Source organism: Tumebacillus lacus, assembly GCF_026410385.1.
Taxonomy (GTDB): Bacteria; Bacillota; Bacilli; order Tumebacillales; family Tumebacillaceae; genus Tumebacillus; species Tumebacillus lacus.
In genome coordinates this window covers 83,798-96,220 of sequence record NZ_JAPMLT010000011.1, presented here as the reverse complement: position 1 = coordinate 96,220, position 12,423 = coordinate 83,798, and the positions used below count along the sequence as shown (strand labels likewise).

The 12,423-nt window shown below is 56.0% G+C and carries 11 protein-coding genes; 3 read left to right on the top strand and 8 right to left on the bottom strand.

Translation table 11 applies throughout. The features are described from left to right. Positions 1 to 17: 17 nt before the first annotated feature. Positions 18 to 866 (bottom strand): electron transfer flavoprotein subunit beta/FixA family protein, encoded by an 849-nt coding sequence (locus OS242_RS16530; RefSeq protein WP_267152803.1) that lies wholly within the window; start codon positions 864 to 866, stop codon positions 18 to 20. Positions 867 to 1,124: 258 nt separating this feature from the next. Here OS242_RS16530 and OS242_RS16525 point away from each other — a divergent pair, with 258 nt between their 5' ends. Next, on the top strand, positions 1,125 to 2,423 hold the full coding sequence (locus OS242_RS16525) for a tetratricopeptide repeat protein (RefSeq protein WP_267152802.1): 1,299 nt from the start codon (positions 1,125 to 1,127) through the stop codon (positions 2,421 to 2,423). A gap of 1 nt (position 2,424) precedes the next feature. Further along, on the top strand, positions 2,425 to 2,580 hold the full coding sequence (locus tag OS242_RS16520) for a hypothetical protein (RefSeq protein WP_267152801.1): 156 nt from the start codon (positions 2,425 to 2,427) through the stop codon (positions 2,578 to 2,580). 46 nt (positions 2,581 to 2,626) lie between these two features. Here the strand turns inward: OS242_RS16520 and OS242_RS16515 are convergent, their stop codons facing one another. From OS242_RS16515 to OS242_RS16495, 5 genes are all read right to left on the bottom strand, one after another. After that, positions 2,627 to 2,896 carry a hypothetical protein gene (locus tag OS242_RS16515; protein WP_267152800.1) on the bottom strand — a complete coding sequence of 90 codons (270 nt, stop codon included), beginning with the start codon at positions 2,894 to 2,896 and terminating at the stop codon, positions 2,627 to 2,629. 24 nt (positions 2,897 to 2,920) lie between these two features. Continuing rightward, the gene (locus OS242_RS16510; RefSeq protein WP_267152799.1) at positions 2,921 to 3,694 is read right to left on the bottom strand and encodes an alpha/beta fold hydrolase; all 774 of its coding nucleotides are present in this window, start codon (positions 3,692 to 3,694) and stop codon (positions 2,921 to 2,923) included. A gap of 44 nt (positions 3,695 to 3,738) precedes the next feature. Beyond that, a complete protein-coding gene (locus tag OS242_RS16505; RefSeq protein ID WP_267152798.1) occupies positions 3,739 to 5,856 on the bottom strand; it encodes a sensor domain-containing diguanylate cyclase in 2,118 nt (705 codons plus the stop codon). A 180-nt stretch (positions 5,857 to 6,036) separates the two neighbouring features. Further along, complete coding sequence (locus OS242_RS16500) at positions 6,037 to 6,210, bottom strand: hypothetical protein (protein WP_267152797.1); 174 nt, start codon at positions 6,208 to 6,210, stop codon at positions 6,037 to 6,039. Between the two features lie 5 nt (positions 6,211 to 6,215). Then, the gene (locus OS242_RS16495; RefSeq protein WP_267152796.1) at positions 6,216 to 7,862 is read right to left on the bottom strand and encodes a peptide ABC transporter substrate-binding protein; all 1,647 of its coding nucleotides are present in this window, start codon (positions 7,860 to 7,862) and stop codon (positions 6,216 to 6,218) included. A 173-nt stretch (positions 7,863 to 8,035) separates the two neighbouring features. Between OS242_RS16495 and OS242_RS16490 the strand changes: the two genes are divergently transcribed. Continuing rightward, entirely contained in the window at positions 8,036 to 8,245 is a 210-nt protein-coding gene (locus OS242_RS16490; RefSeq protein ID WP_267152795.1) for a hypothetical protein, read from the top strand. Positions 8,246 to 8,313: 68 nt separating this feature from the next. On the opposite strand, the gene OS242_RS16485 is transcribed toward OS242_RS16490, so the two are convergent. Then, positions 8,314 to 9,966: a peptide ABC transporter substrate-binding protein gene (locus OS242_RS16485; protein WP_267152794.1), complete on the bottom strand. Its 1,653-nt coding sequence runs from the start codon at positions 9,964 to 9,966 to the stop codon at positions 8,314 to 8,316. A 218-nt stretch (positions 9,967 to 10,184) separates the two neighbouring features. Beyond that, a complete protein-coding gene (pcrA, locus tag OS242_RS16480; RefSeq protein WP_267152793.1) occupies positions 10,185 to 12,308 on the bottom strand; it encodes a DNA helicase PcrA in 2,124 nt (707 codons plus the stop codon). Positions 12,309 to 12,423 lie beyond the last annotated feature (115 nt).

Below are 12,423 nucleotides of genomic sequence, written 5' to 3'. Positions count from 1 at the left end.
TTCTTCCGCCACCTCGCTCACACCTCGCTTCCGTTGGCCCAGCCGAACCGCTGCGGCAATTCGGTCTGCCAAAGTTTATCGACCAAAAGACCGGCCGTCGCTTGCGGCGTGTCGGCCGCGATCATCTCCGTGTCCACATGACGCTGCTCCGGCACCCACGTCTTGGAGACGATGGTCGGCGAGCCTTTCAAACCGATCTTCGCCCGTTCAAGACCCGGGAAGTCCTGCGTCGTCCAGATCACCGGCTTAAATTTGGCCGCCCGGATCATCCCCGGCAGCGGGGCGCGGCGGACTTTGTTCATCTCTTTGAGCGCGGTGATCAGCACCGGCATCGCCGTCTCGACCACTTCCACCCCGTCTTCCAGATGGCGGTGCACCGTGATGCGGCGGGCTTCTTGGTCGATCTTCTCGACTTTTTGCACGTAGGTGAGCTGCTCGAGATCCAATCGGCAGGCGATGCCCGGTCCCACCTGACCGGTGTCGCCGTCGAGCGTCTGCTTGCCGCAGAACACGATGTCGACCGGGCCGAACTCCGCGGCCACCTTTTGAATCGTCAAGCCCAGCACATAAGACGTGGCCAGCGTATCCGCGCCGGCAAACCCGCGGTCGGTGACCAGAACGGCGCGGTCGGCTCCCAGCGAGATGCATTCTTTCAAGGATTTTTCGGCGGGCGGCGGGCCCATGCAGACCACGGTGATCACGGCGCCTTTTTCATCTTTGATGCGAAGTGCCTCTTCCAGCCCGTGCATGTCGTAGAAGTTCGCGATCGCCGGAACCCCTTGGCGAATCAAGGTGTTCGTCTTGGGATCGATGCGGATCTCCCGGCTGTCCGGCACCTGTTTGACACAGACGACGATGTGCAGCATCCTGCTTCCTCCTTGCGTTGTGTTTGTCCTAATCAGATGAATATGTGCCGGACTCTCACATTATGTGGGACTAGTATAGTGATAATTTTCAGTCTATTTGTTTAAGTATACGACTTTAAGTAATACATACTTACGAAACACAATGCACCTTTTTAATAAAAATAAATTTATTTAAGATACCCTCTTTTCTGTTCCTCAGTTGTCAACGTATACTGTTTACACAGACAGAGATTTCTTTACCAAAACGGGAGGAAAGCCATGGCTTCTCTTGGTCCAAAGATCCGGCAACGGCGACTGGAACTGGGGATGACCCAGGGCCAACTGGCAAAGGGCTTGGTCAGTGCCAGCGCGATCAGCCAGATCGAATCTGACAAGATCAATCCTTCCTACAAACTGCTCGTCCAGATCGCCGAACGGCTCGAAGTCCCGCTGGACTTTTTTCTGGAGGAGAAAGAAGGGTATCTGGAGCAGACGACTTCGCACAAATTGGCCAAGACGCTGATCGTTGCGAAAGAGTATGCAAATGCCGTGCCGATATTGGAAAATCTGCTCTCCGCAAATGGCGGCAACGTGGACGAGACCGAGTTGCAGCTCGATCTGGCCATCTGCCATCTGGAATTGCGGGAGTATTCCAAAGCGCAGGATTTCCTTGAAAAAGTGATGATCAGTGCGTTAAAGCATGATCTGCTCGTCACCTACACCATCGCACTGCACCGGCTCGGGCGACTGTTCTATGAGCAGCACAACATCTCGCTCGCCTTTCACTATTGGCAAAAAGCGCATGAATCGCTGGTGGAAGCTGAAGACAAAGGCGAACCGATCGACCTGTTTGTCAAAGCGGAGATCATCACCAACCTTGCGATCACGCACAACCACCTCGGCAACTACGACCGCTCCAGCGAACTGTTCCGCGATTCGCTCACTCTCCTTCACGATACGACCAATCTCCATCACCTGGCGACGAACTATTTGGGTCTTGGCAAATCGTATTATGGCAAAAAGGAGTACCAGCTCGCAGAAGAATATTGCAAGGAAGCGATCACGATCTTCAAGAGCCTCGACAACATCGCCTATTCGATCAAAGTCAAGGTCAATTTTGCGATCATCCAAGGGGAAAACGGCGATCCGCACGCCGCTTTGGAGACGCTGTATGAATGTCTGAACGAGTATAAACTCCACGGTTTCGAACGCCATTCTGCCAACGCGCACGCGGAAGTGGCCAAACTGCTGGTGCACCTCTCACGTCTGGGGGAAGCCAAGGCGCATATCGACTCAGCGATCACCACCAGCGAGCCGGGGAGTGCCCTGCGCGGAGAATGCCACTATGTCCGCGCCCTGTGGCACCACGCTCGTGGCGAACAGGACGCGGCCATCGTCGATGCCAAAGAATCGATGCGCCTGTTCCTCGCCGTCGAAGCGCCGCAGGAGTATCACAAAGCCTCTTTGATGCTCAGCGACATCTACAAATCGCTCGGCGATTATAAATCTGCGACGCTGATCCTCGAAGAATCGCAGCAAGCCATTCAAAACTATCTCAAGGAAAAGGGGTATTTGTAACATGAAAAAAGCAACTCTCGCACTGCTCTTTGCTGCTGTTGTCGCAGCAGGTCTTGGCTACGCGTCTTCGCAACAAGCACTCTTTGAAGGCCCGGAACCTCTCGCTCCGAAACTGGCTCTCTTCGAAGGCCCGGAACCGCTGGCTCCGAAGGCGTAAACACGCCCGCGCTCGCATCGCATAAAAAAAAAGCCGTCTCCTGCTCTCAGGAAACGGCTTTTTTGTCGTTGTTTCGCTCGCGTTGCGCCGATTGGCGGATGATGTCCTCGTGCACGTCACCTTCGAGGCGGGCCGCATGCCGGCGCTCTTCCTCTTCCATCATCTGCACTTTCATGCCGTAGTCGGTCCACATGTACCCGTATCCGTACGGCGCCATCCCGGTCAGATCGACTGTGCCGAGGATCTGCACGCAGGACAGCAAGAAAGCAGCCAATCCGGTCGTCACTTTGCGCAGCCATTGCCGCAATGCTTGCATCGCCAAACACCTCCCTCTCCTACGTTACGCAGGAGAGACAGTGCTTAGAAGAGCCTCCAGCAAGTCATTCACCCGCTCCGGCTGTTCGAGGTGCGGTGCGTGGGCCGCCAGCTCCAGCACGTGCAGCTGTGCCCCGGCGATGCCTTTGGCAAACGCCTCGCCGATGGCGAGCGGGATCACGCCGTCGTGACGGCCCCAGATCAGCGTCGTCGGTACCCGGATCTCCGAGAGCCGCTCGGAGAAGTCCATGACCTCCGTGCGCTCCATCAGCTCCTCATAGCGGCGGCGACTGTCGAGCGTCGCTTGGCGGGAGGTCGGCGACTGAAGGGAGAAAAACCGCTCCGGCTGATAAAACACCCGGGAGTTGAACTCCTCCTCGCCCATCGAATACGGCGTCGCGATCTCCACGCCCGGCAGACGCACGCCGGCCGAGCAGATCAGGCCGAGTCCCCGCACCCGCTCCGGCGCATTCAGGCACGCCTCGACGGCGATGCGGCCGCCCAGCGAGTTCCCGATCCACACGGCCGACTCGATCCCGAGCTCGTCCAGCACGCGGCAGACAAACGGCGCCAGATCGCTCAGATCCTCAATCGTCTCCGGCAACGCGCTCCCCCCGGCAAATCCCGGCAGATCGATCGCCACGATGCGGCCGAAGGGCTGCAGGCGGCGCATCGACTGCGACCACACTTTCGCCGTCGAGCCGACTCCGTGCAAAAAAAGGACGGTCAGCTCTCCGTCGCCCGCTTGTTCGTACACGGTGACGTCGGTGCCGTCCGCCTGAATCGTAAAACGTTTCATGACTCTCCACTCCCATTCTGAACCGTGACTGGCAGACCTTTCTATTATACCGCACCTTTTGTCAAATGTTTGCGTGCAGTTGCCAGCCAATTGAGCACGTGAGCGGTCTCCTCTGCGTCGTTCATCGTCAGAACGATGACATCGCAAGAGATCGTGCTGCCGACAATCGGGAACAGATGAGAGAAAAATCCGTCGCGAATCCGCTTGGACACCGCCTCGATCTCCGTGACGGGAATGCCCTGGACCGCGACGAGAAACTCATCGTCCATGTAGCGGCAGATCAAGTCGCCCGTGCGCATCACGCTTTTGAGCACATACGAGGCGTCGATCAGCACCCGATTGCCCACCTCAAAGCCGTAGTCGTCATTGACCCGCCGCATGTTGCGGATGTCGACGAGCAGGAAGTGCAGCGGGAAATGCGCCTCATTTTCCAAGATCGAAGGCAGTTTGCGGCGCAGGTAGTGCATCGTGTGCAAACCGGTCAGAGCATCGACAAACAGCCGCTGATCAAACTCCGGGCCAAACACGGCGACCCGGTTGCGCCCCATCTCCTTGGCCCCCCAGTACAGCGCTTGGTCGGCCTTTTCCATCAGATCGCCCGGCGATGTGGTATCATGCTCCTCGACGTGCGCGATGCCGCAGGAGATCGTGATGTTTTTCAGCGTGCGGTCTTGATAGACAAACTGATGCTCCTCGATCCGATGGCGCAGCACTTCCGCCACTGCGTTCGCCTCTGCGGAGGTGAGTTGACCGAACGCGACAAACTCCTCGCCGCCGTAGCGGGCCAGAAACAGCCCCTGCGCATCGGCGATCCGCTTGGCGATCGCCGCCACCTGCCGCAGCACCTCATCGCCGACGGTATGGCCGTAGGTGTCGTTGTATTTCTTGAAATGGTCGATGTCGAAGATGATCAAGGACAGTTCCTCGCCCGTCGCCTTTGCAAAGCGGAACCTCTCATCCAATTTTTCATTGAAATACTGGTAGTTGTACAATCCGGTCAATTGATTGGTCACCGCCGCCCGCTCCAGCTCCTCGTAGACATGATTGCGGTCGAGGATGATCGAGACCTGATGGCCGAGAAAGCGCAGTTGACCCAGATGAGATTTGTAATAGCCGTGCGAGTTCGGCTTGGCCAGGACGATGATCCCGAACACCTTGGTCTTGCCCACCAACGGCAGCAGCACCATCGAGCGGGCCTGCCACTCCGGAAACATCCCGAGCAGGCCTGCATCGGTGATCGTCACCACGTCTTGGTTGCCGGCGACGTGATCGAGCAGAGGATTTTGAATGCGGTCGTACACCTTGCCCGTACAGTCAAGCCCTTGGTAGACACCGTCGTCAACTTTGCGCAGCAAGATCGCGTGCGCGGAGTCGGTCATGTCCATCGCCAATTGAAACGTCTGCTGATAGATCGTCGACGTCTCTTTGGCGACGCTGAGCGTGATGCAGGCCTGATTGACCCGGTTGGACCATTGCAAACGGTTAAACAATCGCATGAGATACGTAAGAAAGGCGACCGGCACCAACAAGAGGATCAAGTTCCACTCTTGAAAGTACGGTTGCGTCAGCCCGCCGAGATACGCCAGCGGCAAGGTGACAAAATAGACGATCAGTTCCCATTTCACAGCTTGCAACGCGGAAGAGAGATGAAAATGCCAAGTGCGAAGCGAGATCGCGAAATGAAGAAGCAGGTGGTTGACCAAGAAGTAGACCCCGCTGACGACGAGCAACTGCGCGGCCGTCAATCCGCTGTTCACCCCGATCGCGGACAGCCACGGCAGCGTCGCTTCCCACGCGGCCAGTCCGGCCCCGAGGCAGACGACCTTGAGCGCCGGATTGAGCAGCACGACCAAAGCCCGCGTGTGGCGGACCATCAGCAGCGCCCCCAGCAGTTCGCCTAAAAAGTTCACCCACAGGGCGGAACTCACATCCATTGTCATCACGAAATAAAAGGTAAACACCAATTCGAGCGAGACCAGCATCGACGGGAGCGTGATCGGAAACACGATCAACGCGGCCATCGCCGGGATGCCGACCCCAAGGACTAGCCACAGATTTGATGTGAAGGCAATAGGGTGTTGAACCAAGATCAGCAGACCAAGTCCGATCACCAGCAGTTCCACCAACGTTGCGAGTTGACGCCACGCCTTCGGTATGACCATATTTCGCTTCACCCTCCCGACTGCTCCGACACACCCTTATTCAAAATCATTAGTCATTTCGATTTAATACTATTCTACGCTTGGATTTTCTTTCCTCTGAAAAATTGGGAAACCGGCAAATAAATTTATACTCATTCTTACATAAATAAATAGACACCCCAAGACAGGGTGCCTGTGTACTCATGCTTGTTCTTTTTCGTATTGCTCGGCCCGTTCCCAGCCTTCGACGGCGTCGACGACGCCCGGCCGCATCTCTTTCATAAACTGGATCGCCTCGGCGACCGAGTCCGCATCGGTGACGCGCGCTTTCTGGCACGAACCGTCCTTCATGATCAACGTCAGTTTGACATGCATCGTCTTTATTTTCCCTCCACGTAGGCGTACTTCAAGTCATAGCGAGGTCCAAAGTGCCGGTGGATCACCTTTTTGACGTAAGGCTTTTGCAACACGGCGCTGCTGCGGAAAAACAGCGGCCCCACCGCCATGTCGTCGAGCAGCAGTCGTTCCGCGTCGAGCAACAGTTGCATTCGGCGTGCGGCGTCCGCTTCGACCTTGGCCTGCCCGATCAGAGCGTCATAACGCACGTTGCTGTAGCCGCTTTCGTTAAAGTCACTGCCGGTCACCCACATGTCGAGATAGGTCATCGGGTCGTTGTAGTCGGCCCCCCACAGCGATTCGACGATGTCAAAATCGCGTTCGGCCGTGCGTTGGAGCCGCAGCTTGAACGGCACGTTCTCGACCTCGATCTCAATGCCGAGTTTGGTCCGCCACTCCTCCTGCAGGAACTGCGTCGACTTTTTGCCGGTGTCACCGTCATCGCCCAACACTTTGAGCTTCGGAAACTTGGCGAGGCCGAGCTCGCGCAGACCCGCTTCCAACAACGCCTTGGCTTGCTTGCCGTTTTCCATGCGGTCGATCAGGTCGCCGCCGTCCTTGCGAAAATCGCCGCCCTGCCCGTTAGACGTACCGGTCGGCACAAGTCCCGTCGCCCCGCGAGTGCCGTTTTGGTAGACAACTTCGGCGTAGGCATCACCGTTCACCGCATAGGTCAGCGCTTTGCGAATCTTGGCGTTTTGCAACACCCGATGTTTTTGGTTGAACTGTAGATAGCCATTTACCAATTCGTCGATCTCCATGTATTCCGGATTGCCCCGGTAACGAGCGATCTGGTCGCGCACCAGCGCGGTGCGGTCGATCACCCCGGCCAGATAGAGATCTTCGCGGGCGGTCGCGTCTTTGACGATCTGGTATGTCACCTGTTCGAGGCGCACCTGCCCACGGTCCCAATAGGTGTCGTTTTTCACCAGACCGAGCGACTGGTCATGAAGCCACTCGGCCAGTTTGAACGGTCCGTTCGCCAGCACCGTGCCGGGATCGCCACCGTAGCGGTCGCCCGCTTTCTCCCCAAACGACTTCTGTTGCGGGAAGAAGACCGGAAAAGACAACTGTTCCAAAAAATACGGCTTGGGCGCTGCCAGTTCGACATCCAACGTCCGTTCGTCCCGCGCTTTCACACTTACACTGTCGAGCGGTGCTTGTTCATGGCGATACTCCGCACCGCCTTTGATCCATTCCATCAAAAAAGCATACTGCGAGCCGGTGTCTTTCTGCAAAGCCCGCTTCCACGCGTATTCAAAGTCATGAGCGGTGACGGGGGAGCCGTCCGACCAGAGCGCGTTTTCACGCAACACAAACTGATAGCGCAGGCCGTCCTCGGAAATCGTCCATTCCCGTGCAACGCCCGGCACTACCTTCCCCGCTTCGTCCAGCCGCACCAGACCTTCATTTGTCTGTGTCAACAGCGTAAACGCCAATTCATCTGTCGCCTTGGCGCTGTCCAGCGTCGGTACCTCGTCTGCCAACGCCAGCGAGAGCGATTGCTCCGGCGGCGCGTTGTCGGTGACCGCCGCGATGTCGTGTTCCGATGTATTGCTGCACCCGGTGAGCCCGCCGATCAAAAGCCAGCCGCCTAGGAGGATACCCCCCATCCGCTTTCTCGCCATCATCGTGTTACTCCCCCTTGCCCCTCATTGCCAAAAATTATTAGAGAATTTGATCTTTTCTCATCTTTTCGTATCCATAATATAGCATTGTTCGACAACAGGATCAACTCATGAATGATACGCCCCTTGGCACATACTAGCAGACAGGAGCCAGATGCAGCGAGGAGGCGAGAAAGATGGACTGGATGGATCAGTTGCGTCAGCGGATGCAGGATGACGAGGTCGTGCAGGTAAGCATCGACGGGCAGATCTTTACAATTGAAAGACAGGGCGGCATGATGTCGTTTACCAACCCGTTCGGTCGGCGTGAACAGTTTGATTCGCCGGAAGGAGTCGTCAATGCGATGCAATCGTGGTATGAAAATCCGGTGATCGTCGTGCTGTAGAAGAGGTGGAACCTAAAAAAGATCGCCCTCGGGAGAGGGCGATCTTTTCACTGTGACAAGGCAGGCGATTACTTGCCTTGGATATAGGTGTGCTTGAGCTCGAAGTCCGGGCCGTAGATTCTCCATTGGAAGTCCTTGACGTACGGCTTGGTCAGGTACGCGCGGCCGCGGAAGAACAGCGGGCCAACCGGCATTTCCTTCATCAGGAGCTTCTCTGCGTCGTACAGGTTTTGCATGCGCTTCTTCTGGTCTGCTTCCTTCTTCGCGGAGTCGATCAGCTTGTCGTACTCAGCGTTCGACCATTGCGGATCGTTGAAGTCACCGCCGGTGATGAACATGTCGAGGAAGGTCATCGGATCGTTGTAGTCAGCGCCCCACAGGGAGACTACGATATCGAAGTCATGCTTGTGCGAGCGGTCCAGACGCATTTTGTACGGAACGTTCTCGACTTCGACGTCGATGCCGAGGTTGGTGCGCCATTGTTCTTTGATGAACTCGGTCGCTTTTTTGCCGACGTCGCCGTCATCTGCGAGCAGCTTGATTTTCGGGAAGGACGTTTCGCCGACTTCTTTCAGACCTTCTTCCAGCAGTTGCTTTGCTTTCGGCAGGTTTTCTTTGCGCTTGATCAGGTCGCCGACGTCTTTCTTGAAGTCGCCGCCTTGGCCGTTGGAGATGCCTTCCGGGGTGTAGCCGGTCGCACCTTTGGTGCCGTTGTGGTAGATGATGTCTGCGTATGCATCGCCATCAACCGCATAGGTCAGTGCTTGACGAACCTTCGCGGAGGTCAGAGCCTTGACGCGTTGGTTGTATTGCAGGTAACCGGTGGTCAGCTCCGGCTGAATGGAGAACTCTTTGGAGTCTTTGTATTGGTCAACGGTTTCGCGAACCAGCAGGGTGCGGTCCACTTGGCCGGATTCGTACAGGTTGAGCAGTGCGGTGGTGTCTTTTACGACTTGGAAGTTGACGTTCTGCAGTTTGACAGCGTCTTTGTCCCAGTAGTTTTCGTTCTTTTCGATGGCAACAGATTCTTCATGCACCCACTTGGTCAGCTTGAACGGACCGTTGGAGATCACTTTGTCTGCGTCTGCGCCGTACTTTTCGCCCATCTCTTTCACGAACTTTTCGTTCTGTGCGAAGAAGATCGGGAATGCCATTTGCTCGACGAAGAACGGGATCGGGTTCTCGAGGGTGACTTCGAGGGTCTTGTCGTCCTTCGCTTTGACAGCTACTTCATCAGCAGTGCCTTTGTCGGAGTTGTATGCCAGGCCGCCTTTGATCCAGGTCAGCATGAATGCGTATTGGGAGCCGGTCTTCGGATCCAGAGTGCGCTTCCAGGAGTATTCGAAGTCTTTCGCGGTCAGCGCGTCCCCGTTGGACCATTTCAGACCATCGCGCAGAATGAACGTGTAGGTCAGGCCGTCGTCCGAGCGCTTCCACTCTTTCGCAAGACCTGCTGCCGGTTTGCCGTCTTTGTCGAGGCGGATCAGACCTTCGCTGATGTTTGCGAACAGGGTGAAGGACAGGTTGTTGGTCGCCAGGGACAGGTCCATGGTCGGCAGTTCGTCGGTCAGGTACAGGTTGAGTTCCTGCTTCGCGTCGATTGCGGTGTCTTTGCTGCCGTCAGCAGCATCTTTCTTCTCTTCAGCGCCGCAACCAACAAGCGCGCCGCCTGCCAAGGTCACCGCCAAACCTACGGTCAGCCATTTTTTAGCTTTGAACATTTGACATCCCCCTAATCTACTCGTACGTTACATCGAAGTAATCGTTTTGTAATCTTTCTGAAATATTTGCCTTGAGACCAATATAGCAGTCGCGGGTTTTTTCTGCAATACCTTTTTGCAAATTATTTGAGTATTCCATATCCTTACAACATTTCAGCAAACGGGACGCATAAAAAAACAACCTTCCGCATAGGGAAGGCTGGCAAGGTATTTTTCGGTTACATTTTCTCCATGCGGGTGAAGCGGGGCAATACTTTTTTCTCGCCGATCTGCGGGTGGAACATGATCGTCAGTTCGAGCGTGTCTTCGGTGCCTTTCTTGTCGATGATCATGCCTTGTCCCCACTGGGTATGCTTGATCATCTCGCCGACTTTCCAAGTGTCGTCCGGCAGATCGTTGGTGCCGAGCGTCCGGTCGAGGAATTCCTCCGGGATCTCGTCGAGAAAACGCGACGGATCGTTGCGCGTCGTATTGCCGAAGATCGTCCGTTCCGCACAGTGGAGCAGGTGGAGTTTTTCCTTGGCACGCGTGATCCCGACATAGGCGAGGTTGCGTTCCTCCTCGATGCCGCGAATGTCGTCCATCGAACGCATATGCGGAAAGATCGTCTCTTCGCAACCGATGATAAAGACGGTCGGGAACTCCAGTCCTTTGGAAGCGTGCATCGTCATCATCATCACCGCTTCGCCTTCGTCGCCCTTTTCTTTGTCATTGTCAGACAACAGCGACACTTCGGAGAGGAAGTCGTGGACCGATCCCCGTCGGCGGCGGTCGAACGACTTGGTGATCGAGAACATCTCCTCGATGTTTTCGAGGCGCATGTTGTCCTCTTCTTTGCCGGTGCGGTAGACGTCGCGGTATTTGGTTTTGGTCAGGACTTCTTCGAGGTATTCGGAGACAGACAGCCCCTCTTGGCAGACGTGCAGGTATTTCATCATGTCGTGAAATTCTTTGCAGGTCGCCGCCGTCTTGGCAGGCAGCCCGTTTTCATCCGGGAAGCCCATCGCTTCGAGCAGCGTCAGGTCGCGGTCGTGCGCGAAGTCGAGCAGTTTGGAGATCGTGCCGTTGCCGATGCTGCGCTTGGGCGTGTTGATGATGCGCAGCAGCGAGATCTCGTCCTGCGGGTTGGACAGGCATTTCAGGTAGGCCATCACGTCTTTGATCTCGCGACGGTCGTAGAATGTGTAGCCGCCGAGCATCTTGTACGGGATCGCCGCGCCAAGAAACGCTTCCTCGATCACGCGCGACATCGCGTTGGCCCGGTAGAGGACGGTGCAGTCGCCGTATTTGCCGCCGTTGGCGACATGGTTTTTCACTTGTTGCACGATGTATTGCGCCTCGTCCTCTTGATCGAGGGCGGTGTAGACGGTGATCTTCTCCCCCTGCCCCTTCGCCGACCAGAGGTCTTTGTCTTTGCGCATCGTGTTGTGGCGGATGACCGCGTTGGCCGCGTCGAGGATCGTCGAGGTGGAGCGGTAGTTTTGCTCCAACTTGATCGTCGTCGCTTCCGGATAGTCTTTTTCAAAGTTTAAGATGTTAGAGATGTCAGCTCCGCGCCACGCGTAGATCGCTTGGTCACCGTCGCCGACGACACAGAGGTTTCGGTATTTTTGGGCGAGCAGTTTGACGAGCTTGTACTGCGCCCGGTTGGTGTCTTGGTACTCGTCGACGTGGATGTAGACAAATTTATCCTGATACTTTTCCAAGACTTCCTGGTGGTACTCAAACAGTTCGACCGTCTTCATGATCAGGTCGTCAAAGTCCATCGCGTTAAAATCCTGCAGGCGGCGTTGGTAGACGCGATACACCTGCGCGGCGGCGATGTCGCTGAGCTTTTTGCCGGCCGTCTTGGCAAAATCGTCCGGGCTCATCAGCTCGTTTTTGGCGGCGGAGATCCGCCATTGGATCTGGTTCGGGTCAAACTTTTTGATGTCGAGGTTGAGATCGAGCATCGCCTGTTTGATCGCGCCGGTCTGGTCGTCCGGGTCGAGGATTGTAAAGTTGTTGCTGTAGCCGATGTGTTCCGCTTCCCGGCGCAAGATCCGCACACACATCGAGTGAAAGGTGCTCATCCATAGGTCTTCGGCCGCTTCGCCGACCAACTTTTTGACGCGTTCGTTCATTTCTTTTGCTGCTTTGTTGGTAAATGTGATCGCCAATATATGAAAGGGCGAGACGTTCCGCACACCGAGCAGATAGGCGATCCGTCTCGTCAATACGCTCGTCTTGCCGGACCCGGCGCCCGCGAGGATCAGCAGCGGTCCCTCCGTGGTCTCAACTGCGAGTTTTTGCTGCGGGTTGGTGCCCTTGACGATTTCAGCAGCTCTTGTCTGTACAGTCATGGCGTCCCTCCACCTTGCTTCTTTTCGTTTCCTGTGCAACTCTTCTATTCTATCTGAGGGATGGACCTTGTTCAACCAATTGAAAAGAGCCTCCGCGAGGGAGGCTCTTTGCTTT